The sequence below is a fragment of the Allorhizobium sp. DMC15 genome, assembly GCF_056314065.1.
In genome coordinates this window covers 379,588-405,626 of record NZ_JBQUZB010000003.1, presented here as the reverse complement: position 1 = coordinate 405,626, position 26,039 = coordinate 379,588, and the positions used below count along the sequence as shown (strand labels likewise).

The window sequence follows — 26,039 nt, the reverse complement described above, 5'->3', positions numbered from 1 at the left end:
CGGGATCATCAGGGGTGACCGAGGGCGGCCTCGTACCGTGCCTGGCTCTCCGTCAAGACCTCGTCCAGCCGGCGGCCTTCCTGGAAGTGGGCGAGGTGATCGGGATAGGCCACGCCATCCGGCACCTTGGGGCATATCTCGGGGGCGCGGAGGCGCGTTTCGACCGGGATGACGCCGGCCCAGACGCGGGCATCGACATCGGCGGGATCGTCGGAGACGCCGCCGGAGCGGACCTTGGCCGAGGACTCCTCGATGCGCATGCCGATGACCATGGTGCCCTTGGCTTCCTGCGGGTCGTTTTCGCGCAAAACGTCGGTGCGGCCGGGATAGAAGCGGTCGACGACGGCCTTCAGCGCCTCGGCCTTCTCCTCCGGGTCGTCGATGATATGGGCGGTGCCGAAGCACATGGCGGAGCGGTAGTTGGCGGAGTGGTGGAAGCCGGAGCGGGCGAGCACCAGGCCGTCGAGATGGGCGACGGTGAGGCAGACGGGGATACCGGACTTCTGGGTCTTCAGCATGCGGCTCGCCGACGAGCCGTGCCAGAACAGCCAGTCGCCGTCGCGCCAGTGGATGGTTGGCGTGCAATAGGGCTGCCCGTCGATGACATAGGCGACGTGACAGAGGAGCGCCGCATCGAGCACGGCATAGACGGCCTCGCGGTCGTAGGCTGCGCGCTCGTGCAGGCGCTTTGCCCGGTTGCGCGGGGTGACGGGGAAGGATTGCGGATCGGGTCTGTCGTTCATGCTTGCCTCCTGACGGCTGATGCGGCAGGGATAGTCGGATCAATTGGTCCAAAGAAGATCCACCATGATGCAAAAACCGCGAACCAATTCCGACTGGTCTGCCAGCACGCCCATGCTGCCAGCCAAGGGGCCGAGGCGACTGGCGCTCTATCGGGCGCTGCGCGGGCTCATCGAAAGCGGCCAGATGAAGCCCGGCGACAAGCTGCCGACGACGCGAGACATTGCCGGCCGCTTCGGCATTTCGCGCGGGGCGGCGGTTGCGGCTTACGAGATGCTGGTGGCGGACGGCTTTGCCGAGGCGCGGGTGGGGGCGGGGACCTATGTGGCCGAGGCCGTGCCGCTGTTGCCGCTAGCGCCCGAGCCGCAGGTGATCGAGGCCGAGGCGGCAAAGCCGCCGCTGCCCGGGGCTCTCGGCTGCTCGACGGCGGACGAGACGACGCTGCGCATTTTCCGCATGCTGATGAACCGGCATCTGACGCAGCCTTCGGCGCGGCATTTTCATTACAACGATCCGGCCGGGAGCCTGGCGCTTCGGGTGGAGGTGGCGGCTTACCTCAAGGCGGCGCGCGGGGTGACTTGCGAGCCGGATCAGGTGATCATGACGGCGGGCACGCAGCAGGGGCTCGATCTGGCGGTCAGGGCGCTTTTGAAACCCGGCGATCCCGTCTGGATCGAGGACCCATGTTATGCCGCCGCCCGCGAGCTGTTCGAGGGCACGGGGCTTTGCGTGACGCCGGTGCCCGTCGATGGCGAAGGGATCGATGTGGCTGCAGGGATTGCGGCGCGGCCGGAGGCGAAGGCGGTCTATGTCACGCCCTCGCATCAATATCCGCTGGGGGTGACGCTTTCGATGGCCCGGCGGCTGGCTCTGATCGACTGGGCGCGGGCGGCGGGCGCCTATATCATCGAGGATGATTACGACAGCGAGTTCCGCTTTGCCGGGCCGCCCTTGAGCGCGCTGCAGGGCATCGATGGCGAGGGACGGGTGATCTATCTCGGCACGTTTTCCAAGACGCTGCTGCCGGGCTTTCGCATCGGGTATCTCGTCGTACCCCGCCATCTACGTGAGCGGGTGCTGACCATTCGCCGGCTAACGGATCGCTTTCCCTCGACGCTTGCCGAGGATGCGCTGACCGAATTCCTGCGCGACGGGCATTTTTCGGCGCATATCAAACGGGCGCGCAAGCGGGTGAAGGCGGCGCGGGATGCGCTGGTTGCTGCGCTGCGTTCGGACCGGCTGACGGTCAGCGTGCCGGAGCAGGGGCTGCATCTGGTGGCGGAACTTGACAGCGCGGAAGACGATGTGGCGCTGGCGCATGAGGCGCGGGCGGTGGGTTTCGGGGTGAAGGCGCTGTCTCCGCTTTATGCGGGCCCGACGGAGCGGCGGGGGCTGGTGATCGGCTTTTCCGGGTTTGAGCCTGAGGTGCTGGCGGCGGCCGCGCAGCGGTTTGTGGCGGGGCTTTGAGGCGGGTGGCGGTGATTGCAGCAGACCGACGGGTGCAGCGCTTTTGCCGTGGGGGTACCCCCCTCTGTCGGCTGCGCCGACATCTCCCCCACACCGGGGGAGAACGGGCCGTCGCGTATGCCGCTCTCTCGGCGATTTAGGAGGCGGATGACAGGGCAGTGTTTCGGCCACAAGGCTGGCGCCGAATGCAATCGTTTCCTTATTGGAGAAGAGCCCTGCCTTTTCGACCGCATGATGCCGGGCCTCGACGGCTGTTGTTCCCAAACATAGTCACCTAAGAGGATGAATCCGCGGGGTGAAAACTCCTTGGCATTCAGCTGGAATTAACAGAGACGATTCGATGCTATTGCGCGGGGTGTGTCGCGGCACCTGCTGCGGGCCAGGGGGTAAGACGATCACCTTCGACAGCCGTTCCTTTCTCCAAGGCAGCGGTGGTCGCGGCGGTCGGCTTTGTCTCGCGCGAAGCCGGGATATCCCTACGAAACCCATTTTGAAAGACCAACCACAGCGGAACATGGCACAGATGCCCAGTGAGACACCCAAGGCGAGAGGCATGAGATCAAAGATCCTATCGGCGCTGGCCGGCACGGCGCTCATGGGCTTGGCTACGGCCGGTCCCGCCCGGGCGGTGATCATTCTCGACAGCACCTGGGCTGCTCAGGGCGGGGCGGTCGGTGCGGAAGGCGAGGGATTTGGCGCGGCCAAGGCGCTCGCCATGGAGCCGCAATTCTGCGCCATCATGAGCTTTTACGACGGCGAGCAGATCGGCGGTTCCGGCACCTGGATCGGCAATGACGCGGATGGCACGGCCTATGTTTTGACCGCGGCGCATAACTTCGGCACCGGCAGCGACCCTGCTAACTGGACCTATTACACCCGCGCCGGCACCGAATTTTCCGGCAAGGCCGTGCATATCCATCCCAATTACGACCCGAACAGCGACGACACGCCGGGATACGACCTCGCCATCGTGGAATTGAACGGACCGGTGGAGGATTGCGACACGCCGCCGCTCCTCTATGGCGGGCAGGACGAACTCGGAAAAGTCGCCACCATGGTTGGATTCGGCTCGCGCGGCATCGGCTCGGTCGGCCAGGATGACAAATACTACAAGAGCGAGGATGCGGCTGCGGCGCGCAACATCATCGACGTGGTCGAGGATCCGGCTCCCGACGGCAAAGGCGGCAACCAGCTGCTGGTCGACTTCGACAGCGAAGATGGCGCCAACAATGTCTTCGACAACAGCGACCCCATGCCGGTGGATGACTATGAGGGCGTGCTGGGTTCGGGCGACAGCGGTGGCTCGCTCTGGATCGAGACCGACGAGGGCTGGGCCATCGCCGGGGTCAACGACTGGGGCGACGATGCCGTCTATGGCTCGACGGGCGGTTTCGGCCGTGTCAGCCCGCAATATGAGTGGATCAAGTCGATCTTCGATGCGAAATTCACCGGCGAATAGGCGGCGGACGGGGTAATGTCGCAAGGCGCGGGTGGTGATCACCTCGGATACGCCGACATTCTTCCTCAAATGGATCTACGGCAATGGCTGGGTGAAGGTGCTGCGGCGGCAGATCCTGGTCTTTTGGGGATTCAAGGATTGGAAGGCGAAACATTTCAGCACGGTGCGCGGGCGAAGTCGGAGGTGCTGGCGAAGATGGTGGAGGATGCGGCGGCGATTTTGGGGTGAGGGAATGATTTCCGATTGGGGGGCGGCACGAGGAGCCGTCCGACATTCAAAGAGCCTGCGGGTGTGGTCTTCAGTCGTCCCGAAGCGGCTCCCAAGTGAGACAGCTACATTCGCGGTTTTGCGGTTTGGGGCTAGAGCTGTCGAGGGTGACCCATGGCGGCCGCTCAAACAGGATTTGCCTTTTGGCGCACCGTATGCAAAAGAGAATTTATCATTCTCTTTTGAGGGCGGCGAAAATGCGAGAGATGGAATCGCTTGTGACAATGGATGCGTCTGCGCTGGCGGATCTCGTCCGCACGAAGCAAATAGCTCCTATCGAAATCCTGGACGGGGTACTCTCACGAATAGAACGGTTAAATCCGCTGCTGAATGCGGTCGTTTCACTTGATGGCGAGCTTGCGCGTTCAAAGGCCAACGCTGCTACTCGCGACGGTCCGTTTTCAGGCGTCCCCACTCTTATCAAGGATGTTCTCCCGTATCCGGGACTGCCGCTGAGCATGGGCGGCGACTTCCTTCCGCCATTCATCGTACCAGCGGGTTCACCCTATACGGATGCGTTGGACGCCTCAGGCCTCGTGGTGGTGGGCAAAAGTGCAACATCCGAGCTCGGTCTGCTAGGCACGACAGAGCCGGCCTGTCGGCCGCCCGTTGCCAATCCGTGGAACTTAAGTCTTTCGGCTGGCGGGTCCTCAGGGGGAGCGGTCGCCGCCGTTGCGTCTGGCATGGTCCCGATAGCCCACGCGTCGGACGGGGGTGGTTCGATCCGAGGCCCGTCGTCCTTCTGCGGGCTGTTTGGATTCAAGCCCAGCCGGGGACGAACCGTATCGACCGGCCTTCCGGAAGATACGCCGATGGCTCTGCTCTTGAGCGAGCATTGCGTGACGCGTTCGGTGCGCGACAGCTTCGGTTGGCTGCAGATGACCGAGCGCAGCAACTGGCAGCTCAGGATGCCTAGCCAAGACGCCGTCAGGAGGGAGCGGCGAAGACTTCGGATTGGTTTCCACACTGCCAGCAGTTCGGGGCTCTTGCCGGAGCAAGGCGCAAAGGACGCGGTGTTGACTGCCGTCAAGGCGTGTGAGGCGCTTGGTCATTCGGTCGTTGAAGTCACTCCTCCCCATGTGGACATGGATGCTGCAGCAAAAGCGTTTTTTGCTCTGGGTGGGGCAGCGGTTTCAAACGCTCTCGATTATTTCCGGTCTGCATTTGGCAGCGCGTTTGCAGAGGATAGACTGGAAAAATACACGAAGGCGTTGGCGGAGCACGGCAGACGGGCGAGCGAAACGTCACTCGCGGAATTCTCTCAAACGCTTCAGGGCGTGGCGCGCAACGCTGATGCGGCTATGTCCGACTATGATGTTTTACTGTGCCCGACGGTACCTTACCCCGCTTTCGAGCTCGGCAGATTCACCGGCGACAAGGGCTTTGAGGAGCTCAATCTGTTTATCGCCAGCGTTGCTCGTTACACATTTCTTGCTTCCGTCGCGGGTTGGCCCGCCATGTCTGTTCCGCTATTCTGGAACAAAGGCGGATTACCAATCGGTTGCCATTTTGCTGCCCGCCACGGTCGAGATGACCTTCTCTTTTCACTTGCCTTCGAGTTGGAGGAAGCACATCCGTGGCAGCCGCGTTTGAAGCAACTGATGGACCAGCTTGATGCCACAGCGCCTTAAGGAAGAGGTTCGAGCACGGATATTGGCAGCCGGCGCAAACATCTTCGCCAAGAAGGGATACGAGATCGCCACTCTGGCGGAGGTCGCCAACGCTTGTGGCATGGCGACCAGCAACATCTACAAGTATTTTCCCAACAAGAGTGCGCTCCTGAATGCCATCGTCACGCCATCAATTGCAGCACGCCTTCTTCGCCTGATGCGGAAAAGGGTAAGGGAACTGACGAACTTTGAGGCCTGGTCTTCAGCACAAAACCAGCAGTCGACTTCTGCGGCAGACCTTCTGTCATTCTGGATCGAATATAGATTGCAGGTACTGATTCTGTTCAGGCCTGTCGAAGGGACCCGATTTAGCCAGGTTCGACCTCGATTTGTGTATGAGATGGAGCGGCTGGCAGTTGAGCTCCTCGTGAGCACCAGGGGACCCAGCGCAGTCACGCCTGAGTCCCGTTTCGTGCTCAGGACGTTGTTCGCGAACACGGCTACCATGATCGTCGCAATACTGGATGAATTTGAGGATCCTGAGCAGATCAGGCGCGCCTTCGCCGCATTTTGGACCTACCAACTCGCAGGCCTCCAGGAACTGCTTGAGCCGAAAGAGGCCTCAAGCAGGTGAGCATCTCGGGCCTCGCCATCTCGCGTCTGGCGCACGGCTGGGATGATGCCGATATCGAGGCTCGTCGGCTTTTGGGCACAAGGGGCGATCCACTCTAGATCAAAGATCACTACGTAGAGCGAACACGAAGGGACAGAAGCTGTTCGTCATATGGCCTCGTCAATGTGCCGACCTTTGGCGCACCGGCTGTGGCTGCAGCCTCCTACTCCCGAGACCTCCTCCGTCTCCGTCCTCCACCCTCACCATCGCCCTCCGCCAGAAGCTTCCGCTCCGGCAGCGTCACCACACTCGCCAGTTTCGGGAAGGGATCGACCTTGTTGGGCAGCGCCATGGCGTCGATGAAGAGTTGCTGGAAATGCGGTTCCAGCGCCGTTTCGATCTTTTCGATGCGGGTGACGGTGTCTTCGATTTCGCGGCGGTGGTCGCGGTTGAGGAGGGCCATCAGGGCGCCTGTGCCGGCGGCGTTGCCGACGGCTTTGACGTCCGAAAGTTCGCAATCGGGGATGAGGCCCAGGACCATCGCGTATTTCGGATCGATGAAGGAGCCGAAGGCGCCGGCGAAGCGGATGGTGTCGACGGTTTCGACTTCGAGCTTTTCCATCAGGAGCTTGATGCCGGCATAGAGGGCTGCCTTGGCGAGCTGGATGGCGCGGACGTCATTCTGCGTCACCGTGATCTTCTGGGCGCCGTCATGCAGCAGGTAGGAGAAGGTGCGGCCGTTTTCGAGGATGCGGGGGCTTTTCGCCGCCATCGCGCCATCGACCACGCCATCGGTCGAGATGACGCCGGAGAGATACATTTCGGCGACGACTTCGATGATCGCCGAGCCGCAAATGCCGGTGATGCCGGTCTTTTCCGCCGCTTCGGCAAAACCGTCCTCATCCGACCACTGCTCGACGCCGATGACCTTGAAGCGGGGTTCGAGGGTTTCGGGGTCGATGCGGACGCGTTCGATGGCGCCGGGGGCGGCGCGCTGGCCGCAGGAGATTTCGGCACCTTCGAAGGCAGGACCGGTCGGGGACGAGGCGGCAACGGTGCGTTCACGGTTACCAAGCACGATCTCGGCATTGGTGCCGACATCGACCATCAGCATCATCTTGTCCTGGCGGTGCGGGCCTTCCGACAGCGTGGCGCCGGCGGCGTCCGCCCCGACATGGCCGGCGATGCAGGGCAGGAGATAGGTGCGGGCGCCGGGGTTCAGCGAAAGCTCGATGTCGGAGGCCTTGCAGGAGACGGCGCCGGAAACGGCGAGCGCGAAGGGCGCTTGGCCGAGCTCGGTCGGGTCGATGCCGAGGAAGAGGTGATGCATGATCGGGTTGGCGACGAAGACCGAATCGAGGATGTCGGTGCGGGCAACGCCACCGGAGGCGCAGACCTGATCGACGAGATCGGAGACGGCCTGGCGGACGGCCTTGGTCATGGCCTCGCGGCCATCGGGGTTCATCATCACATAGGAGACGCGGCTCATCAGATCCTCGCCGAAGCGGATCTGCGGGTTCGACGCGCCGGAGGAGGCGACGATGCGGCCCGAGAGCAGCGAGACGAGATGCATGGCAATCGTCGTCGAGCCGATGTCGCAGGCGATGCCATAGGCCTCGTTGTGCAGGCCGGGCCAGAGCGCAATCACCGTCGGGCGCGAGGTGATGCTGTCGCGGTGGATGGCGGCGGTGACGGCGAAATTCTCTTTGCGCAGGATCTTTTGCGCTTGGGCTAAGAGATAGGGTTCGATCTGCAGATCGGTGTAACCCCAGTCTTTTTCCAGCATGACCTTCATACGGTCGAGATCACCCAGCGGCTTGTGCATGTCGGGTTCGTCGACCTCGACGTAACACAGATGGACGGCCGGGTTACGCTCGATGACGCGGTCGGAGGCTGCCTTGCGCACGACCTGGGCGTTGACGACCGTGTCCTGCGGCACATCGACGACGAGGTCGCCCTGGATGGTGGCCGAGCAGGAAAGGCGGCGTCCCTCGGGGAGCCCGCGGACGCGATCGTAGCGCTCTTCCTTGGGTCCTACAGGCGAGATGTGGTCGTTGGACGAGGTGATGCCGTGTTTGGCGAACTGGCCTTCCTGCACCTCGATCTGGCAGCGCCCGCAGGTCGCTCTGCCGCCGCAGACGCTCTCGACATAGACGCCGAGCGTGCGGGCCGCCTCCAGCACGGGGGTGCCGACGGGGAAATGGCCACGCTTGCCGGAGGGCATGAAGAGGACGAGGGGATCTGCGGTCTCGGTCATCAGGGTCTTTCGATATGTGGGGGCAATCCCCGGTGTCATGCTTGTCCGGCCTGAACCGTTTTACTTGGCAACCGTTTTTTCCAGGGCCTCCCGGATCAGGCGGGTGTAAGGAATACCCCTTTCCTGGGCCTTGGCCTTGATCGCCGAAAGCAGGGCTTCCGGCAGCCTCATGTTCAGTTGCGCCGATTTCTTTTCGAACTCGAACTGGACCGGTTTGAAACCGGACAGGTCGTATTCGGAAAGGTCTGCATTCGCGACGAAGGCTTCGGCCTCTTCGTCGGAATGCAGGACCGGCATCTGCTTGCCCTTACCGTTGCTCATAGCGCCTGATCTCCCGCTCGTGCATGTATCGCGCGCTGATCGGTCGGATGAGAATTCCGAGCTCGCTCTCGCGCAAAGTGAAGACGATGAAGACGTATCTGCCTTCCGCAGTGGTTCCGATCGCACGCTTTCGGTCCTCGCCAACCGTCGGGTCGGGGTAGATCGATGGCGTTCGCATGAACACCTGTTCGATTTCCGGTTTCGTCAGGCCGTGCCTGGCGCATTTCGGCCAGTTGGCGCTGTCCCAATCGAAGCCGGAAATCGATCGCTTCATCTCTCCACACTACACGTTTGTATAGGCAAATGCAAAACGGGTGAGGTCTGACTTTACTCCGTCGGCGCACCACCGCCCACGCGGGCTGCACGGCCGCCGCGGCGGCCGCCGCCTGATGCGGCGGAGGCCGGGGCTGCGGCGGGGGCTGCATGGCCGCCGCCTTCGGCGGGCTTGTAGTCGCGATAGGTCTTGATCCAGTTGTAGCAATTCTCGTCGGTGCCATTGAGGACGTTGGCGGCGCGGACGGCTTCCATTTCCTGCGGGCGGCAGGGGTTCATGATGGCCGACGTCATGCCGGCGCCGATGACCATCGGGATGAAGCCGGCATTGATGCCGTGGCGATGGGGCAGGCCGAAGGAGATGTTGGAGAGGCCGCAGGTGGTGTTGACCTTCAGTTCCTCGCGCAGACGGCGGATCAGGGCGAAGACCTGCAGGCCGGCCGAACCGATGGCGCCGATCGGCATGACGAGCGGGTCGACGACGATGTCATGCGGCTTGATGCCGTAATCCATGGCGCGCTCGACGATCTTCTTGGCGACGGCAAAGCGGACGTCGGGGTCCTGCGAAATGCCGGATTCGTCGTTGGAGATGGCGACGACCGGAACATTGTACTTGGCAACCAGCGGCAGGATGGCTTCGAGCTTTTCTTCCTCGCCGGTGACGGAATTGACCAGCGGGCGGCCCTTGGCGACCTTTAGGCCGGCCTCGATGGCGGCGGTAACGGATGAGTCGATCGCGAGCGGCACGTCGACAAGGCCCTGGACGATTTCGAGCGTCTGGACGAGCAGGCCGGGCTCGGTCTCGTTCGGATTGACCGAGGTGACGCCGGCATTGATGTCGAGCATGGTGGCGCCGGCGGCAACCTGTTCGAGCGCGTCCTTGATGACGGTCTCGAAATTGCCGGCCTGCATTTCGGCGGCGAGCTTCTTGCGACCCGTCGGGTTGATGCGCTCGCCGATCACGCAGAAGGGCTGGTCGAAACCGATGATGATTTCCTTGGTGGCGGATGCGACGATGGTGCGGGTCATTTCAGTCCTCCGGTCGGTGCCGGCTGTTGCTCGGCTTGAATGGGATGTGCCGGCAAAAGCCGGCGAAAGGCAATGGGCTCTTCAGTGAGGCTGGCCATGGGCGGCTTTCGCCGCCATTTCCTGCTGGTCCTGGACGGGGTCGGCGCCGATCTCGCGCATGCGTTCGGCGGCGATGTCGTCGGCGCGGGCATGCTCGCGCTTCCAGGGCTTGCGGCCCTTCAGAATGCCGGATTCGTGAACGATTTCGGCGACGTATTCTTCCTGGCGATAGGCCATGACATGCACGCCGGAGACGCCCTCGATCTCCTTCACCTCATTGATGATGTCGATGCAGAGTTGCTTGCCTTCCTTCTTCTGATCCTGCGCACCTTCGAGCCGAGCGATCACATGGTCCGGGATGTGGATGCCGGGCACGTTGGAGCGGATCCACTTGGCGGTCTTGGCCGAGGCAAGCGGACCAACGCCGACGAGGATGTAACATTTCTCGTGGAAGCCGAGGTCGCGGACCTTCTTCATGTAGTCGCGGAACATCGGCACGTCGAAGCAATACTGGCTCTGGACGAACTGGGCGCCGGCCTCGATCTTCTTGCCGAGCCGATAGGGGCGGAAATCGTAGGGGGGCGCGAAGGGGTTGATCGCGGCGCCGAGGAAGACCTTGGGCGGGCTCGTCAGCTTGCGGCCGGAGAGGAATTTCGAGTCGTCGCGCATGGTGCGGACGGTTTCCAGGAGCGACATGCAGTCGAGGTCGAAGACGGGTTTTGCACCCGGTTGGTCGCCGGCCTGCACGCCGTCGCCGGTGAGGCACATGATGTTGGCAACGCCCATGGCGGCGGCCCCCAACACGTCGCCCTGGATGGCGATGCGGTTCTTGTCGCGGCAGGCGATCTGCATGATCGGCGCGTAGCCCATGCGGGTCAGAAGCGCGCAGATGCCGACCGAGGACATATGGCAGTTGGCGCCTGACGCGTCGACCGCGTTGATACCGTCGACCCAGCCGTCGAAGACCTTGGCGCGCTCATAGACGTCTTCCGGATCGGCGCTGTCGGGCGGGTTCAACTCTGCGGTGACGGCGAACTCGCCACGGCGCAGAACGCGCTCCAGGCGACCGAGCGAGGAATGGCCGGGCAGGGGATCGAGCGGCAGGTGGACGCCGAGCGGATTTTCGTCGATCTGGGCCATGCTCAGGCTTCCTTTGCCGTATTCTTTTCGCGCTCTGCAGCGGCTTCTGCCGTGACGCGGAGCCAGGAGGATGTCTCGCGCAGCGACTGGTTGACCGGCTTCTGCACCTTCAGGATCGCGTCACCCGCGACCATGTTGCGCGAACCGCTCCAGGCCTGGACCCAGACGCAGGGCATGTCGGGCTCGACCTCGCAGTTGCCATTGGCGCGCACGCCGCCGCAGGGGCCGTTGCGCAGCTGTTTCGGACAGTTCATCGGGCAGGACATGCCGGTCGAGGACAGGACGCACTGGCCGCACATGCGACAGTCGAAGAGCAGGCCCTTCACATTGCGCTCGACGAAGGTGATCGGCTTTTCGACGCGGTTATAGCCGAGCTTCTTCCAGACCGGATGGAGGAAGAGGAAGGCATTGGCGAAATTGCGGTAGAACCATTCGAGGAAGCGCGAATTGCGCACAGCCCAGAGGCGGATCGTATAAGAGCGACGGGCACGACGGTTGGGCGAGACGCCTGCCGGCGTAAACGCGCCCGTCTTGGCCTTGGCGGCCGGTGCGGCATTGCCCTTCTTCGGCGGGCCGGGATCGACGAGCACGGGTTCAGCCATTGTCGCGGCCTCCGGCATGAACGAGCGCGACGAGGCGGGCCTTGTCGTAGGCGGCTTCGATCTCGGCTGCCGCGCTTTCGGCTTCGGCTTCGAGGTCGTCACCGACCGACACCGGATCGGCCTTGCGCCAGTCGGCGAGGTAGGCGTCGGTTTCGGCGGCGCCCGTGCGCATTGCCGCCATGTCGATGGCTTCGGTGAAGCGGAGCGACAGCTCGCGTTTTGCGGATTTGCGTCCCTGTTTGACGATCACCTGGGCCGGGATGTCCCGCCAGTAAACGACGATCTTGTCTGCCATGCCACTCACTCCCTTTGACGAGCAGAATGCACGGGGGGCATTCGCCGGACTGCGCTTTTCACGACGTCGCAAGTTGCCAAAAACGACGCTGCCACGATCGCGGATGTTTTTACCAGATTCGGCGCGTGAGGCCGCACCAGATCCACGACCAAAGGGTGGGTGGGAAGCGCAGTGCAGAGGGGCCTTCAGGTGTTCTGGGCACGAGGCGACCGGTGAGCGCGTCCTCGATCGATTGGCGCGTGATATCGAGAGCGGCAAGGGTGAGCAGCAGCGGATAGGTGGAGATGAAATCGCCGCGTGCGGGCCGCGTGCGGACTTCGTAGAGGGTGCCGCCGGTATCGGTGCCGGCGTCGACCAGATGCAGGGTGGCGCCAAAATTCTCCGCGTCGTTTTCACGCAAGGACCAGTAGCCGCCCATCTGGCCGCGATAGGCGGGATTGACCCCGGCATGCAGGTTGATAACCGGGCAGGGTATCGCGGCCAACTGTCGGGCCGACATCAGGCGGGTGGAGACCAGCAAGATGGCGCCGGGCTGCAGTTCGTCAACCAGCGCTGCCGTTTCCGGGCCGTTGATCGAGGTGACCGGGTGGATGGCAATGGTTTCGGGCAGGTGACGGTCAAAGCCGTATCGATCCACCAGTTGCGTTACGCGACGGTCGGCGAGGCGGCGCAGCAATCGCGCGGCAATCATCGTGCCGAGCTGGCCCATTGCGTTGACCCAGCCAAGCCGACGGGCACGGCGCCGGGTGATTTCCCCCTTGCCTTCGGGGTGTTCGAGAATGACGTCGACGTCCAGTCCCGCGCGAACGAGATGCTGGACCACGATGGACGGATTTAGGCCGCCGGCGGTCATCACAACCACCTTGCGGCCAGCAGTTTCCGTGGCTTTCACAGACATCACACGACGAGAGAGACGACGGCGAGGGCCGTGTAGACGACGAAGCCGGCGACGGCGAGCGAGAGCAGGCCGATCAGGCACCCTGCGATGACGCCGAGGCCATCGCGCTGGGAGTGCGCAAAGCCGAGCACGGCCAGCGCAAAGGCCGGCGGCCAGTTGCCGAGTGGGATCGGCAGGAAGACGACGATGGCGAGGATGAGTGCCAGGAGGCCGATCAGACGTTCCGCAAACCGGCTTTCGAATAGCCAGAAGCGCGGAACGACCAGGTTTTCGGCCCAGCGCATCCAGGGGACAAGGCGCTTGACGATGGCCTCGAAGGTCTGCGGTTCGACGCCGTAGTCGCTGACGACACGCGGGAAGAAGACGCGGCCACCGGGAGACATCGCCATCTGCCAGGCGACGAAGACGAGCGGCAGACCGAGGATGAAGGTGCTGCCCGGCGGCAGGGGTACCAGGTTCGGCAGCGCAAAGACCAACAAAAAGGCGCCGAAGGAGCGGTCCTGCAGCGCGATCGCGATGTCGCGGATCGTCACCTTGCGATCCGTCGTTCGCGCCAGGCGGACGAGAAGGTCCGAAAGGTTTTCGGGATGATGATGTTCACGCGCGGTGGCAAGACCCGCCACCCATGTTTCCGCCCTGTCGGTCATGCTGCTTCTCTTTGTTTCTTGTTGACTTGGGGGCAGTGTTGCAAGGGGAGATTACAGGGGGATTAAGACGGTGGCGGCCAACCATTCACGGTTTTGCGAATGGTGAAGGGAGGGTGAAGAAGACCTGCGGGAGCCGGGATCAACGAAGCAAAACGGGGTTTGACAGCGGCCTCAATCAGTGGCTGCTTCCGGCGCGCGGAGGCGGACTTTGAAATGAAGCAGGACACTCAGAAGAGGCAAAAACCATCAGCGGTCGGCGCGCCCAATCCGTGGACCGAAATGTCGAGCTTCGAACGGGTATTCCTTTGCTTCGTTCTCGGCGCGCTGGTGCTTTTCATCATCCTGGTTTCGGTCTTCCGGTCGTGGAAGGCTGTCGGGCTCATCCTGCTGGCTTTGGTGCTCTCCCGCATCCCTTTCCTGATCCTTCTGCAGCTGGTGCTGCTGTTGGCGGGGATCTTTGTCGTCGGCGCGCTGGTCTTTGCCTGAACCCTGACGGGCGGATCGTTGCATCGTCCTAAGCCATTGCCTTGATTTCTCCGCGATGGCTTGTCACCTAAATCGGGTTCAGAGATGCAGAGGGGAATCGGGATGAGTGTTTTTGCGCATCGAACCATGGTGGTCGTCGCTACGTTTGTCGTGCTGGTGCTCGGTCTGTCTTCCTGCGGGAATACCATTCGGGGGATCGGCAACGACCTTGGCAACGCGGTCGATGCGACGCAGGATGCCGGGCGTAGCGTGGCGAATTCGGTACGCTAGTCGATTAGCGAGGTCCTGTTCCCGAGGGGCTTCTGCCAAGGGGGCCGTGGGGGCAAGGAGCGCCATGACTGCAATTAGGGTCTATGATCTCAAAGATAGCGTTCTTGCGCTCGACCTCATCGACTTACTGCGACTTTTGGCTCCTCGCTCGTTGGAAGTTCGGTGGGTGGTTTCGACAGTAAAGTCCGACCAGCCGGGTCACGAGTGGTTCGAGGCTACCGGTGAAGGCGGCGAACTGCTGGAGAGGCTGGCACAAGAGGATGGCCAGCTTTCGGGCTTCGATTTAGCCGCTTTAGCGGAGCGGACTCGACAGGTTATCTGGGGTGAGTTCGTCGGCTCCGACCCCGCGCAATCAGACAAGCCGTGGGTGACGATCCGGGCGGTCGACAGCACGTTTTACGAGATTGATTCGGATGACAAAACGGTGCTGAATAAGATCAGTTCGACATATAAAGACCTCCGAACGGGGGAGGCTCCGATTTCGTCATGGCTTTTGGGCCATGGTGAGGATTGAGAGCAGCCAGAATTGCGTGCAGGTTCCGTGCAGACTGGAAGTCAGACCTTCCCTGCCGCCGCCACCAGTTCCGGCTGCAAATCACCATAGCCGGTGAAGCGGTATTCATAGTCGAGCTTCAGATAGTCGGCCGCCCACTTTGCCTTGGCCTGGAGTTCGGCGTCTTCCGTCTGGGCGAGATAGACGATCTTCGTGTAGTTGCCGAAGACCATGTCGCGCAGTTCGGGGTGGCGGTCGAGTTTCAATGGTTCGATGACGAAGGCCTCGAACTGGCGGGTAATCAGGTCTGTCAGATAGAAGGCCGTAAACTCGTTTTCGCATTCGGCGAGAAATTTTTCCGTGCCGCTGAAGAAGGCGTAGCAATGCGGGCCAGACAGGCGCTTGATGCCTTCCTCGCGACAGATGCGGTCGACTTCGCCCTGGGTGCCGCATTCGGCATAGCCGATAAAGATGTTGTCGTGCCCTGCCGCACGCGCCTCGGCGATCTTTTCGCGCAGCGCCGGCGCAATCTTTTCCGGCCAGACATGCCAGATAGCGGGCAGGCATTCGAGCGTCAGATGATCGAGCGCGTTCAGGGTCTTCACGGCCAGGATTTCGCGGGCGATCGCACCGCATGCAATCACGTGAACCTTTTCCGATTTGGTGCGTTGTTCCATCGCATTCCACTCGTCACCCAGACAGAAGGTACACTCACATGATGGCGAAAAAACTGACAGCCGGCGCAGCCCTCGTTCTCACCGTCTTCGCACTGTCGTCTTGCGGCAATACGATTCGTGGCATGGGCCAGGATGCTGCCAATACCGTCGACGCGACGCAGAGTGCCGGTCGCAATGTCGAAGGTGCCGCAGCGCGCTGATCACCCGGAAAACTATTTGCCCGTCTCGATCGGGCAGAGATCATCAGGAGACGAGCATGACGCTCACCGGTATCGCTAAGGCCAGTGCCATCTATATGCTGGCGGCCATCCTGATTGCAGGCGGGCAGGTCGCGTTCGAAACGTTCGCACCAGCCCGCCATGCAGGTCTTGTCACCGAAGCCGGGTTCTGAGCCGGCTTCGTCGTTTTGACTATCAGGCGCGGGCGCCCATGCTGTTGTGCTTGCGGGAAATGAATTCCTTCGCCGTTTCCACAGCGACGGCGGCATCACGACAATAGGCGTCAGCACCAACGGCCTTGCCGAATTCCTCGTTGAGCGGTGCGCCACCGACGAGAACGACGTAATCGTCGCGAATGCCCTTTTCCTTCATCGTGTCGATGACCACCTTCATGTAAGGCATGGTGGTGGTGAGCAGGGCGGACATGCCCAGGATATCAGGCTTTTCGCGTTCGAGCGCTTCGAGATAGTTTTCGACCGGGTTGTTGATGCCGAGGTCGATCACGTCGAAGCCCGCACCTTCCATCATCATACCGACAAGGTTCTTGCCGATGTCGTGGATGTCGCCCTTGACCGTGCCGATGACCATCTTGCCCTGCTTCGGGGCGCCGGTGGCGGCGAGCAGCGGGCGCAGGATCGTCATGCCGGCCTTCATCGCGTTGGCGGACAGGAGCACTTCCGGCACGAAGAGGATGCCATCGCGGAAGTCGATGCCGACGATGCGCATGCCTTCGACAAGCGCCTGGGTCAGAATGTCGTAAGGGGCCCAGCCGCGATCCAGAAGGATCTGAGTCGCTTCCTCGATCTCCTCCTTCAAACCGTCATACAGGTCGTCGTGCATCTGCTGCACGAGCTCTTCGTCGGAGAGTTCGGAAAGAATGATGTCGTCGTCGGCCATGATGGTGCTTCCCGCTTCTTTTTCAACGCGATTCCGGTCGCGCCGGGCATGAGACTGCCCGATTGGAAGTTAAACCTCAAGTTCGTGAAAAACTCTTTTCGATTACGACGTGGCCACCCTGAAAAGCGACGGTGAGAGACAAGCCGCACAAAAGGCGATGTCTGTGGGACACAAGCGGTTGGCGCATAAAGGATGGTTTCACAGCCGGATTGGAATAGCATATTGAAGGAGAGAAGCAGCGCAGACGAGCGCCCGAGCGAGGAAGCAGACATGGACGATATTTCGGCAGAACCGGGCACAGGCCGCCGCCAACGCGGCGAAGGACGTGGGGCTGCGGCCCGCAGGGCATCGCGCAGCGGCGGCGGTGCCGGTCCGGCCATGCCCTATATCACGCGCAAGATCCGGACCTATGAGGTTCTGGACGAAGAAGGCCTGGAGCTGATCGAGCGTAATGCCGATACGGTGCTGGAAGAAATCGGCATCGAGTTCCGAGACGACGCGGAAGCGCTGGAGCTGTGGAGACAGGCGGGCGCGGACGTGAAGGGCGAGCGGGTCCATTTCCCCAAGGGCCTTTGCCGCGAGCTTTTGAAGACCGCACCGTCGGAATTCACCTGGCATGCCCGCAATCCCGAGCGCAATGTGCGCATCGGCGGCAATGCGACGGTGTTTGCACCGGTCTACGGTTCGCCCTTCGTGCGCGACCTCGAAGGCAATCGCCGCTATGCGACGCTCGAGGATTTCCGAAATTTCGTGAAGCTCGCCTATATGGCGCCGTCGATTCATTCCTCGGGTGGCACGGTGTGCGAGCCGGTCGACATCCCGGTGAACAAGCGCCACCTGGACATGGTCTACAGCCATATCAAATATTCCGACAAGCCGTTCATGGGCTCGGTGACCGCGCCGGAGCGCGCGGAAGATTCGGTTGCGATGGCGAAGCTCGTCTTCGGTGACGAGTTCGTCGAGAACAACTGCGTCATGCTCAACCTCATCAATGCCAACTCGCCGATGGTCTTCGACGAGACCATGCTGGGGGCCGCCAAGGTTTATGCCCGTCACGGTCAGGCTTCGGTGATCTCGCCGTTCATCCTGTCCGGTGCCATGAGCCCGGTCACCGTTGCCGGCACGCTGACGCAGATCCTGGCGGAAGTTCTGGCGGGGGCGTCCTTCACCCAGCTGATCCGTAAGGGTGCGCCGGTTCTGTTCGGCACGTTCGCGGCCTCGATTTCGATGCAGTCGGGCGCGCCGACCTTCGGAACGCCGGAGCCGGCACTGGTCTCCTATGGAGCCGCCCAGCTCGCACGTCGCATGGGCCTGCCGTTCCGTACGGGCGGTTCGCTCTGTGCCTCGAAGGTTCCGGATGCGCAGGCGGCCCATGAGAGCGCCAATACGCTCAACATGACGCTTCTTGCTGGCGCGAATTTCGTTCTGCATGCGGCCGGTTGGCTCGAAGGCGGTCTGGCCGCCTGCTACGAGAAGTTCATGATCGACCAGGACCAGCTCGGCATGATGCAGAAGATGGCAGAAGGGGTTGATCTGTCTGAGAGCGGTCAGGCGATGGACGCCATCCGCGAAGTGGGCCCCGGCGCCCATTATCTCGGCTGTGCCCATACCCAGGCCAACTTCCAGACGGCCTTCTATCGGTCGGCGCTCGCAGACAACAATTCCTTCGAACAGTGGGAAATCGAGGGACGCAAGCGGATCGAGGACCGGGCGAACGCGCTTTGCCGCTCCTGGCTCGACGCTTATGAGGCACCGGCGCTGGACCCTGCCATCGACGAAGCGCTGCTCGCCTATGTCGCTGACCGGAAAAATTCCATGCCGGACGCCTTCTCCTGAAAGGGTCCCGTAGCCAGGGAGCAAGGCGGAGGTCATCGGGTGGCCGACATGATCCAGGAAGAGGTCTGGCGCCCGCACTACAAATTCGAGGGGCCGCGATGAGCGGCCCTTTTGACATTGTAGAACGGCTCGATGCGTTGCTGGAGCCGCAGGGGCTCATGCGTCGGGGCGTGGTGCGGTTTCAACCGGGCGAGGCTGCGCCGGCATTCGACGACGGGCGGAACGCCGAGGCGGTGGTGCTGGTCGGGATCGCTGGTGGTGCGATGTGGCCGGTGTTTTCCGCCTGGCGGGACAGGCAGGTCGATCGGGGAGGATCGGACCCACTCGACCGGTGGTCGGAGGTCGTGCTCGACCCGATTGCCGCAGAGCTTGGTGCGCGCGCCTTCTATCCGTCACGGGCGCCTTACCAACCGTTTCAGTCCTGGGCGATGCAGGCCGAGGGGCTGCGGGCTTCGCCGCTTGGTTTGCTGATCCATCCGGCGTTTGGTCTATGGCACAGTTTTCGGGGGGCGCTGGCCTTTGCCGATTGGCATCGCGGCGATGTCGGCCCATCAGGTTCACGATCGGATGTCCGGCATCCTTGCGATGATTGCGCGGAGAAACCCTGTCTTTCTGCCTGCCCGGTCGGGGCGGTGACACCCGACCGATTCGATGTGACCGGTTGTCGAACTCATCTCGCAAGCATTGCCGGGCAGGAGGGTTGCGCTGATGGCGGCTGTCTGGCGAGGGATGCCTGTCCGATCGGCGTCGCCTACCGGTATCCACAGGCACAGGTGAGATTTCACATGCAGGCACTGAGCTTGCCGGGACACTGATCACGGCGCTGCCCTGCAATTGCCGGAAATCGGCGGCAAGCAGGGCGGATGACCAAGGGAGAAACGGTGCGCTTTACCTTTCGGATTCTCTGCCCGCTTGCTGGGTTTTTCCTGGGCAGTCTCGCCGGGCCGGCCTTCGCTCAGGTGGCGCAGGGTGCCTGTTCGGAGTTACGCGAGCCGACGGGCATTTATACCGCCTGCCAGTTCGATCCCGAAGCGGTCGATATCCGGCTGCATCTTGCCGACCCGGAAGGCGATATCTATGGCGAGTTCGACCCGCTGCGGCGGCAGCTCTGGACCGAGCGCCGGGTGCTTCTGTTTGCCATGAATGCGGGCATGTATCACGACGACCGGTCGCCCGTCGGGCTGTTTGTCGAATACGGAGATGTGGTGAAACCGGCCGTGACAGGCGGTGGCTTTGGCAATTTCCATCTGCTGCCGAATGGCGTCTTCCTGATGAAGGATGGACGCGCGGCGGTGATGGAGACTTTGGCCTATGAAAAGCGCGGGGTGACCCCTGATTTCGCGACGCAGTCCGGGCCGATGCTGGTGATCGACGGCAGACTGCATCCGCGCTTCTTGCCTGACAGCGACAGCCTGAAGATCCGCAACGGGATCGGCGTGGATGCCGAAGGTCAGGTTCACATGGTGATTTCGACGGTGCCGGTTCGGTTCTACGACTTCGCCACCCTGTTTCGGGACCGGCTCGGTTGCCGCAATGCACTTTACCTCGACGGATCGATCTCCAGCGTCTTCATTGCGGATCAGAACCGAGACGATCGGCTGTTCCCCATGGGGCCGATCGTCTCCGTCAGCATGCCGATCCCGCAGTAGGATCGGCGCTCAGACGGCAGCCTTCGGATAGGCGCGTTCAAGGCCACCGGAGCGCGTGAGGCCGGTGCGGAAGGCGGCATAGGCCGGATGCTGGCTCGACTTTGCCGTTTCCGTCAGGCGGATTTGGAGGCGGGCAGGGGCGTTGAGGCCGATCCACTCGCCCGCCTTTTCAAGCTTCAGCGTGTTGAGGAAGCGGGCTTCGGCGGCGCGCTCGAGGTAAAGATAAAGTCCCTCAATGGTCAGTTCGTCCTGAGCCGGGTTTTCGAAAAGCAGCTTCACGAAGTCCTGGTCGGTGGCCTGAAGGCTTGCGAGCTTCTCGGCGACGGTTTCGCGGTCGATGGCGGCGGACATGAAGGCACTCCTCGGTTTGCGCAGGCTCGTAACGATGTCTGACGGATGCGGCATCGGATGCCCCCATCCATTAGGTTCAGCTACAGCATGGCAAGATTGCCCGAGGCTGGTTTGTCCGGTCCATCGGCGGGGAGGACGTGAACGGTTCTGCGTATCGCCTCGTTAACCGCGACGCCGGCTGCGGCGGCCGCTGTCCTGGTTGCTCGATTCGCTGGCGGTCTTGTTGCGCAGCGGGCCGATACGGTCGACGATGGTTTCGATCGTCGGGCGCGGGCCGGGGGTGTAGTCGTCGAGTGCTGCGCGCATGGCGGCGAGGTGGCCACAGGAGGTGCCGCAGCAGCCGCCGATGATCTTGGCGCCGGCATCGCGCGCGAGGCGCGCGTAGTCGGCCATCAGCGGCGGCGTGCCGGAATAGAAGATCTCCGAGCCGCGGAATTCCGGAATGCCGCAATTACCCTTCACAATGACCGTGGCGTCGGGATCGGCCTCGGTCATGTCGAGCAAGCTGGCGAGGATATCGGAAGCGCCGACACCGCAATTGGCGCCGACGGCGAGCGGGCCTTGGCCGATATCTGGGGCAACGCCGTGGATGTTCTTCGGGTCGAGGCCCATCATGGTCTTTCCGGCGGTGTCGAAGGAGCCGGTGAACGTGTAGGGCAGGCCGACCTTGACCGCGGCTTCGGCAGCAGCCCGGATTTCATCCGGCGAGGACATCGTCTCGATCCAGGCGACGTCGACGCCGCCGGCTTTGAGACCTTCCATCTGCTCGACGAATGCGGCGACGGCGTCTTCGTAGCTCATGGCACCGAGCGGGATCAGCAATTCACCGGTCGGGCCGACGGAGCCGGCGACGATGACCTTGCGAGGTGCCTTGTCGGCGACGCCACGGGCGATTTCGGCCGCCTTCTTGTTGAGGTCGAAGACCCGATCCTGCGCATTGTGCAGCTTCAGCCGGTGGCGCGTGCCGCCGAAGGAATTGGTGAGGATGATGTCGGCACCGGCATCGACGAAATCCTGATGCAGCTTGACGATCTTTTCCGGTTGGGCCTCGTTCCACAGCTCCGGCGCTTCGCCCGCCTCGAGCCCCTGGGTAAAGAGGTTGGTGCCGGTGGCACCATCGGCGAGCAGCACGCCCTTTTCGGCCAAGAGTTCGGAAAGCGGATTGGACGCGGTTGCCATGGTGAATTCCTCTGATGATTTAGCCAATCATATAAAGAAGTCTTTATGTGATTTCAATTGCGGTTTTATCCGCAAGGCCAGAAAGCGAAACGGCCCCGCAAGGCAGGGCCGTCCACTTTTTCTGATCGAGGGACTGATCACTCTGCGGCGATCTGATTGTCCTCATGGCTCTTCGGGGTGACCATGGCGCCGATGATCTGCTGGAGGTCGACATGACCGACGGGCTTGCCGGTACCGTCAACGACATTGGCGGTGGTCTGCCGCGCTTCGGTCATCATGCGGGCGGCGGTCTCGAGGACCATGTCGCTCGGCAATTGCAAACCGTCACCCCCACCGATCGAGGGGGACATGATGGTGCCGAGCATGATGACACGGCCGCGGTTCACCTCCTTGACGAAGGCGGAGATATAGTCATCGGCCGGCTGCAGGACGATGTCCTGGCCGGAGCCCTGCTGAATGACCTGGCCATCCCGCAAGATCGCGATCTTGTCGCCGAGCCGCAGCGCTTCATCCAGATCGTGGGTGATGAAGACGACGGTCTTCTTCAGCTCCTGCTGCAGATCAAGCAGCACGGTCTGCATGTCGACACGGATCAGCGGATCCAGCGCCGAATAGGCTTCGTCCATCAGCAGAATGTCGGCGTCGTTGGACAGCGCACGGGCAAGACCGACGCGCTGCTGCATGCCGCCCGACAGCTGGTTTGGATAATGCCCCTCGAAACCGGCAAGACCGACCCGGTCGATCCAGCGGCGACCGATCTCCTCGCTCTTCGAGCGCGGAATGCCCTGGATGTCGAGCCCGTAGACGGTGTTCTCCAGCACCGTGCGATGCGGCAGCAGCGCGAACTTCTGGAAGACCATCGCCGTTTTGTGGCGGCGGAATTCGCGCAGTTCGAGCTGGTTCATCTGACAGACGTCTACACCGTCATAGAGGACCTCGCCCGAGGTCGGCTCAATCAGCCGGTTGATATGGCGGATCAGCGTCGATTTTCCGGAGCCCGACAGCCCCATGACGACGGTGATACCACCGGCCGGCATGGAGATGTTGATGTCCTTGAGACCCAGCACATGGCCGTGTTTCTCGTTCAGTTCCGACTTCGAGATCCCGGCTTTGACCGCTTCGATATGTGCAGCGCCATTGGGGCCGAAGATCTTGTAAAGGTTCTTGATTTCGATGCCGTGACTAGCCATGGACAACCTCCGTGTGGCGCTGAAGGCGCTTGCCATATGCCTGGCTGGTGCGGTCGAAGATGATGGCGATCGCGACAAGCGCGAAGCCGTTGAGGAAGCCGATCGTCAGGAACTGGTTCGAGATCGCCTGCAGAACGTTCTTGCCGAGGCCGCCAACGCCGATCATCGAGGCGACGACAACCATGGCCAGCGACATCATGATGGTCTGGTTGATGCCGGCCATGACGGTCGGAAGCGCCAGCGGGATCTGCACGTTCATCAGCTTCTGGCCGGGTGACGAGCCGAAGGCGTCGGCTGCTTCGAGGACCTCGCGGTCGACGAGGCGGATGCCGAGGTTCGTCAGACGGATCATCGGCGGCACGGCATAAATGACGACGGCGATGACGCCCGGGACTTTGCCGATGCCGAAGATCATGACGACGGGGATCAGGTAGACGAAGCTCGGCAGCGTCTGCATGACGTCGAGAATGGGATTGACCACCGACTGGGCGCGGTCAGAGCGGGCCATCAGAATGCCGATCGGGATGCCGATGACGATGGCAAGAAGCGTCGAGACGGTGACGATCGCCAGCGTGATCATCGTGTCTTCCCAGAGGCCGACGAGGCCGATGAAGAGCATGCCGATCACGGTGACGGCAACGATTCGCATGTTGCGGCTGGCGAAATAGACCACCACGACCATCACGGCCAGAACGATGAACCATGGCGTGTTGACGAAGAGTGATTCCAGCCCGTTGAGGAAGTGCTGCAGGGGTGTGGTCAGGGCGTCGATGACATTGCCGTAGGCACGCACGAAACTCTTGAAGCTGTCGTCGACCGCCTTGCGCACCCCGCGCATGAGCGTCTGGTCGATGGCCGGAAACTTGCAGAGCAGTTCCGGCAGATAGTTGCATAAAGTCGAAGCCATCTTGTTCCCCTTATCGACCCTTCGCTCTTTACTTACACCTTGACGGTGCGGCGAGGGTAGTTGCGGCGCTGCGTCTGTCGCCTCGGTCCGCATCACGGACGACAGGCTAACCGAGTTCCGCGCGGGAATTCATGCCGTCTGCGACGTCAGAAGCCTCGAATGGCGGCACACTGCCGCCCCGGAAAGTGCGGCGGGTGCATGACCCGCCGCAGCCAATTGCGTCAGCCGCAATCAGAGAGCCGCCTTGACCTTTTCTGCGACTTCAGGAGCAACCCAGGTGGTCCACATTTCCGGATAGGTTTCCAGGAAGTGCTTGGCGCCATCTTCATTGGTGCCCTGGTTTTCTTCCATCCAGGCGAGGACCTTGCCGACCGTCTGGTTGTCCCACTTGCGGGTCTTCACGTAGTCCATGGCGACGCCGGCCTTTTCAGCGAAGCCCTTGGTGACGACGGTGTAGACGTCGGACACCGGATAGGCGTTCACCTTCGGATCCGGGCAGTCCGGAACGGCGGTGCAGGCATCCCAAGAGGCCTTGTCGTGGTCTACGCCGAAGGAGAGCTTGACCATTTCATACTTGCCGAGAATGGCGGTCGGGGCCCAGTAGTAGCCGAGCCAGCCCTTCTTGTTTTCGAAGGCGTTGGCGATCGAGCCGTCGAGGCCGGCAGCCGAGCCCGTGTCGACCAGTTCGAAGCCCTTGTCCTTGGCGCCCAGCGCCTTGTAGAGGTTGGCGGTCGAAACCTGGCAGTTCCAGCCCGACGGGCAGTTGGTCACGGCGCCCTTGGACGGATCTTCCGGAGCCGGGAACAGTTCGGGATGCTTCAGGGCGTCCTCGACCGTCTTGATGTCCGGATGTTCATCGGCGATGAACTTCGGGATCCACCAGCCTTCGACGCCACCGTCGGAAAGCAGCGGAGCAGCCTGAATCAGGCGGCCTTCGGCAATGGCCTGATCGAGCGCGGTGCGCACGGCGTTGACCCAGAATTCCGGAGCCATGTCCGGCTGGCCCTTTTCGTTCATCGAGGCGAAGGTCGGCATGGTGTCACCGGTGACGACGGTCACGGTGCAGCCATAGCCGCTTTCCAGGATGATCTTGTCGACATAGGCGGCAACGCCGGCCGAAGCCCAGTTCATTTCGGCGATGGATACATCGCCGCATTCGGCAGCCTGGGCAGAGCCTGCGACTGCGTAAAGCCCTGCGGCGAGAAGTGTGGAAGCGAGGAGCTTCTTCATGGAGTTAAGACCTCCCAGTCTTATCTAGCAGCGTTCATCGGAACGGGCGGTGACGGCTACTGCTGACCGTTCCGCCAATGGTTTTCCCTTGCGGAATGCCCCGTCCGAACGCGTCTTGCCGGCCGCTGCATCCCTGGCGACCGGATCTTGTCATGGGGAGCCTAATGCCCGGCCGACCGCGTATCGCCAGGACAGCCTACGTCTTTGATTTCAGAAATCAACCACCTGCGACCGCGCAGCATGACCGCAGTCCGTGCGGCAAAGCATTGCTGCGACTTAATTTGCCGCATTTTAGCAGGCATGAAGAGACGGAGTGCACACAGTACGAGCAGGCAAACGGGAAGGAACGAAAATCCTGTTTTGCTGCGCCTCCAGAAAAGACGCCGGTTGTCTCAACTGCGGCAACCAGCCTCTGCGATACCCTCGGTGGGCTCGCGTGAAAAAAATCAAAAAAATTTCTTGAACTGGATCCCGATAACGATCCGGTAACGCCTGTAACGATAGATGAGAGGGCCGATGGCGTGTTTTCGTCGGCTGCGCCCCGGATCCTGTATTGCGTCCCGGGGCGTTTGTTTTTTCGGGCAGAGCGAATTGCCGCCCGGGCCCGGGGGCCAACTCGTGGCTCGAACCTTCTCAGCGCTTCGTCGAAACCAGCGGGTGACGCGGATCGCGCACTTCCCAACGGGCGACCTGCGTATTCGACGGGGCGCGGCCGTTCCAGGCGATGGCGAGGCTATTGCGATTGTGCAGGATGTAGAGCATGGGTGTTTCCTCAAGGGTGCCGCGCTCTCTTCCGGAGCGCCGGTCTCGATGTCGCAGATAATCCTTTCGTCGTGAATGCGCCAGAGCGCAAACCGTCATCGGTTGTCGCAAATCGACGATTGTGAGCGGCGGGAGCGCGACAGGCTGTCGCAGTGTCGCATCTGCGGCGGCATTTGGGGCAAAAGCGCGGCAAACGCGCCCAAAACATGGCGAATAACGAGCGACGCAGACAGGAC

General features: G+C 62.1%; 31 protein-coding genes. 13 read left to right on the top strand and 18 right to left on the bottom strand.

Translation table 11 applies throughout. The annotated features are described in order from the left end of the window. Positions 1-8: 8 nt before the first annotated feature. Positions 9-743 carry a pyridoxamine 5'-phosphate oxidase family protein gene (locus ACT53S_RS16280; RefSeq protein WP_476067749.1) on the bottom strand — a complete coding sequence of 245 codons (735 nt, stop codon included), beginning with the start codon at positions 741-743 and terminating at the stop codon, positions 9-11. A 64-nt stretch (positions 744-807) separates the two neighbouring features. Here ACT53S_RS16280 and pdxR point away from each other — a divergent pair, with 64 nt between their 5' ends. The 5 genes from pdxR to ACT53S_RS16255 all read left to right on the top strand — a co-directional run bounded on the left by pdxR (position 808) and on the right by ACT53S_RS16255 (position 6,178). Then, positions 808-2,208: a MocR-like pyridoxine biosynthesis transcription factor PdxR gene (gene pdxR, locus ACT53S_RS16275; protein WP_476067748.1), complete on the top strand. Its 1,401-nt coding sequence runs from the start codon at positions 808-810 to the stop codon at positions 2,206-2,208. Between the two features lie 553 nt (positions 2,209-2,761). After that, complete coding sequence (locus tag ACT53S_RS16270; RefSeq protein ID WP_476067747.1) at positions 2,762-3,667, top strand: trypsin-like serine protease; 906 nt, start codon at positions 2,762-2,764, stop codon at positions 3,665-3,667. Positions 3,668-3,682: 15 nt separating this feature from the next. After that, positions 3,683-3,895, top strand: coding sequence for a hypothetical protein (locus tag ACT53S_RS16265; protein ID WP_476067746.1), 213 nt, complete (start codon positions 3,683-3,685; stop codon positions 3,893-3,895). Positions 3,896-4,077: 182 nt separating this feature from the next. Then, on the top strand, positions 4,078-5,565 hold the full coding sequence (locus ACT53S_RS16260; protein WP_476067745.1) for an amidase: 1,488 nt from the start codon (positions 4,078-4,080) through the stop codon (positions 5,563-5,565). Then, the gene (locus ACT53S_RS16255; RefSeq protein WP_476067744.1) at positions 5,549-6,178 is read left to right on the top strand and encodes a TetR/AcrR family transcriptional regulator; all 630 of its coding nucleotides are present in this window, start codon (positions 5,549-5,551) and stop codon (positions 6,176-6,178) included. Before ACT53S_RS16260 ends, ACT53S_RS16255 begins: the two co-directional genes overlap by 17 nt. Before the next feature lie 202 nt (positions 6,179-6,380). Here the strand turns inward: ACT53S_RS16255 and ACT53S_RS16250 are convergent, their stop codons facing one another. The 9 genes from ACT53S_RS16250 to ACT53S_RS16210 all read right to left on the bottom strand — a co-directional run bounded on the left by ACT53S_RS16250 (position 6,381) and on the right by ACT53S_RS16210 (position 13,658). Continuing rightward, positions 6,381-8,414, bottom strand: coding sequence for an ASKHA domain-containing protein (locus tag ACT53S_RS16250; RefSeq protein WP_476067743.1), 2,034 nt, complete (start codon positions 8,412-8,414; stop codon positions 6,381-6,383). 60 nt (positions 8,415-8,474) lie between these two features. Beyond that, the gene (locus ACT53S_RS16245) at positions 8,475-8,735 is read right to left on the bottom strand and encodes a BrnA antitoxin family protein (RefSeq protein WP_140827642.1); all 261 of its coding nucleotides are present in this window, start codon (positions 8,733-8,735) and stop codon (positions 8,475-8,477) included. Then, entirely contained in the window at positions 8,722-9,009 is a 288-nt protein-coding gene (locus tag ACT53S_RS16240; RefSeq protein WP_476067742.1) for a BrnT family toxin, read from the bottom strand. Before ACT53S_RS16240 ends, ACT53S_RS16245 begins: the two co-directional genes overlap by 14 nt. A gap of 53 nt (positions 9,010-9,062) precedes the next feature. Then, positions 9,063-10,037 (bottom strand): methyltetrahydrofolate cobalamin methyltransferase, encoded by a 975-nt coding sequence (locus ACT53S_RS16235; protein ID WP_476067741.1) that lies wholly within the window; start codon positions 10,035-10,037, stop codon positions 9,063-9,065. An 81-nt stretch (positions 10,038-10,118) separates the two neighbouring features. Beyond that, complete coding sequence (locus ACT53S_RS16230) at positions 10,119-11,216, bottom strand: methylenetetrahydrofolate reductase (RefSeq protein ID WP_476067740.1); 1,098 nt, start codon at positions 11,214-11,216, stop codon at positions 10,119-10,121. 2 nt (positions 11,217-11,218) lie between these two features. Then, positions 11,219-11,818, bottom strand: a complete 600-nt coding sequence (locus ACT53S_RS16225) for a methylenetetrahydrofolate reductase C-terminal domain-containing protein (RefSeq protein ID WP_140827635.1) — start codon at positions 11,816-11,818, stop codon at positions 11,219-11,221. After that, positions 11,811-12,113, bottom strand: coding sequence for a virulence factor (locus ACT53S_RS16220; RefSeq protein WP_476067739.1), 303 nt, complete (start codon positions 12,111-12,113; stop codon positions 11,811-11,813). The genes ACT53S_RS16225 and ACT53S_RS16220 overlap by 8 nt, the downstream gene beginning before the upstream one ends. A gap of 109 nt (positions 12,114-12,222) precedes the next feature. Beyond that, complete coding sequence (locus ACT53S_RS16215; RefSeq protein ID WP_476067738.1) at positions 12,223-12,966, bottom strand: formyl transferase; 744 nt, start codon at positions 12,964-12,966, stop codon at positions 12,223-12,225. A 44-nt stretch (positions 12,967-13,010) separates the two neighbouring features. After that, entirely contained in the window at positions 13,011-13,658 is a 648-nt protein-coding gene (locus tag ACT53S_RS16210; RefSeq protein ID WP_476067737.1) for an exopolysaccharide biosynthesis protein, read from the bottom strand. Positions 13,659-13,871: 213 nt separating this feature from the next. Here ACT53S_RS16210 and ACT53S_RS16205 point away from each other — a divergent pair, with 213 nt between their 5' ends. The 3 genes from ACT53S_RS16205 (at position 13,872) to ACT53S_RS16195 (ending at position 14,928) form a co-directional block, all read left to right on the top strand. Beyond that, positions 13,872-14,144 (top strand): hypothetical protein, encoded by a 273-nt coding sequence (locus ACT53S_RS16205; RefSeq protein ID WP_113377615.1) that lies wholly within the window; start codon positions 13,872-13,874, stop codon positions 14,142-14,144. A 126-nt stretch (positions 14,145-14,270) separates the two neighbouring features. Continuing rightward, positions 14,271-14,414, top strand: a complete 144-nt coding sequence (locus tag ACT53S_RS16200; protein WP_113377663.1) for an entericidin domain-containing protein — start codon at positions 14,271-14,273, stop codon at positions 14,412-14,414. Between the two features lie 64 nt (positions 14,415-14,478). Then, a complete protein-coding gene (locus tag ACT53S_RS16195) occupies positions 14,479-14,928 on the top strand; it encodes a hypothetical protein (protein ID WP_476067736.1) in 450 nt (149 codons plus the stop codon). Positions 14,929-14,969: 41 nt separating this feature from the next. Here the strand turns inward: ACT53S_RS16195 and ACT53S_RS16190 are convergent, their stop codons facing one another. Next, a complete protein-coding gene (locus ACT53S_RS16190; protein WP_476067735.1) occupies positions 14,970-15,584 on the bottom strand; it encodes a DUF1638 domain-containing protein in 615 nt (204 codons plus the stop codon). Between the two features lie 38 nt (positions 15,585-15,622). Here ACT53S_RS16190 and ACT53S_RS16185 point away from each other — a divergent pair, with 38 nt between their 5' ends. Together ACT53S_RS16185 and ACT53S_RS16180 are read left to right on the top strand one after the other, a co-directional pair. Next, a complete protein-coding gene (locus ACT53S_RS16185; protein ID WP_113377612.1) occupies positions 15,623-15,784 on the top strand; it encodes an entericidin domain-containing protein in 162 nt (53 codons plus the stop codon). A gap of 56 nt (positions 15,785-15,840) precedes the next feature. After that, positions 15,841-15,975, top strand: coding sequence for a hypothetical protein (locus ACT53S_RS16180; protein WP_476067734.1), 135 nt, complete (start codon positions 15,841-15,843; stop codon positions 15,973-15,975). Positions 15,976-15,997: 22 nt separating this feature from the next. Here ACT53S_RS16180 and ACT53S_RS16175 read toward each other — a convergent pair whose 3' ends face one another. Continuing rightward, complete coding sequence (locus ACT53S_RS16175) at positions 15,998-16,699, bottom strand: cobalamin B12-binding domain-containing protein (RefSeq protein WP_113377611.1); 702 nt, start codon at positions 16,697-16,699, stop codon at positions 15,998-16,000. Positions 16,700-16,969: 270 nt separating this feature from the next. Here ACT53S_RS16175 and ACT53S_RS16170 point away from each other — a divergent pair, with 270 nt between their 5' ends. The 3 genes from ACT53S_RS16170 (at position 16,970) to ACT53S_RS16160 (ending at position 20,184) form a co-directional block, all read left to right on the top strand. After that, positions 16,970-18,535: a trimethylamine methyltransferase family protein gene (locus ACT53S_RS16170; RefSeq protein ID WP_476067733.1), complete on the top strand. Its 1,566-nt coding sequence runs from the start codon at positions 16,970-16,972 to the stop codon at positions 18,533-18,535. A 98-nt stretch (positions 18,536-18,633) separates the two neighbouring features. After that, entirely contained in the window at positions 18,634-19,350 is a 717-nt protein-coding gene (locus ACT53S_RS16165) for a ferredoxin (protein WP_476067732.1), read from the top strand. Positions 19,351-19,398: 48 nt separating this feature from the next. Next, positions 19,399-20,184, top strand: coding sequence for a phosphodiester glycosidase family protein (locus ACT53S_RS16160; protein ID WP_476067731.1), 786 nt, complete (start codon positions 19,399-19,401; stop codon positions 20,182-20,184). 9 nt (positions 20,185-20,193) lie between these two features. Here the strand turns inward: ACT53S_RS16160 and ACT53S_RS16155 are convergent, their stop codons facing one another. The 6 genes from ACT53S_RS16155 to ACT53S_RS16130 all read right to left on the bottom strand — a co-directional run bounded on the left by ACT53S_RS16155 (position 20,194) and on the right by ACT53S_RS16130 (position 25,803). Continuing rightward, positions 20,194-20,535: a hypothetical protein gene (locus ACT53S_RS16155; RefSeq protein ID WP_476067730.1), complete on the bottom strand. Its 342-nt coding sequence runs from the start codon at positions 20,533-20,535 to the stop codon at positions 20,194-20,196. A gap of 162 nt (positions 20,536-20,697) precedes the next feature. After that, positions 20,698-21,714: a betaine--homocysteine S-methyltransferase gene (bmt, locus tag ACT53S_RS16150; protein ID WP_476067729.1), complete on the bottom strand. Its 1,017-nt coding sequence runs from the start codon at positions 21,712-21,714 to the stop codon at positions 20,698-20,700. A 137-nt stretch (positions 21,715-21,851) separates the two neighbouring features. Then, a complete protein-coding gene (locus tag ACT53S_RS16145; RefSeq protein WP_113377605.1) occupies positions 21,852-22,904 on the bottom strand; it encodes a quaternary amine ABC transporter ATP-binding protein in 1,053 nt (350 codons plus the stop codon). Then, positions 22,897-23,811, bottom strand: coding sequence for an ABC transporter permease (locus tag ACT53S_RS16140; protein ID WP_113377604.1), 915 nt, complete (start codon positions 23,809-23,811; stop codon positions 22,897-22,899). The genes ACT53S_RS16145 and ACT53S_RS16140 overlap by 8 nt, the downstream gene beginning before the upstream one ends. Before the next feature lie 231 nt (positions 23,812-24,042). Continuing rightward, the gene (locus ACT53S_RS16135; protein ID WP_113377603.1) at positions 24,043-25,041 is read right to left on the bottom strand and encodes an ABC transporter substrate-binding protein; all 999 of its coding nucleotides are present in this window, start codon (positions 25,039-25,041) and stop codon (positions 24,043-24,045) included. Between the two features lie 633 nt (positions 25,042-25,674). Next, complete coding sequence (locus ACT53S_RS16130; protein ID WP_476067728.1) at positions 25,675-25,803, bottom strand: hypothetical protein; 129 nt, start codon at positions 25,801-25,803, stop codon at positions 25,675-25,677. Positions 25,804-26,039 lie beyond the last annotated feature (236 nt).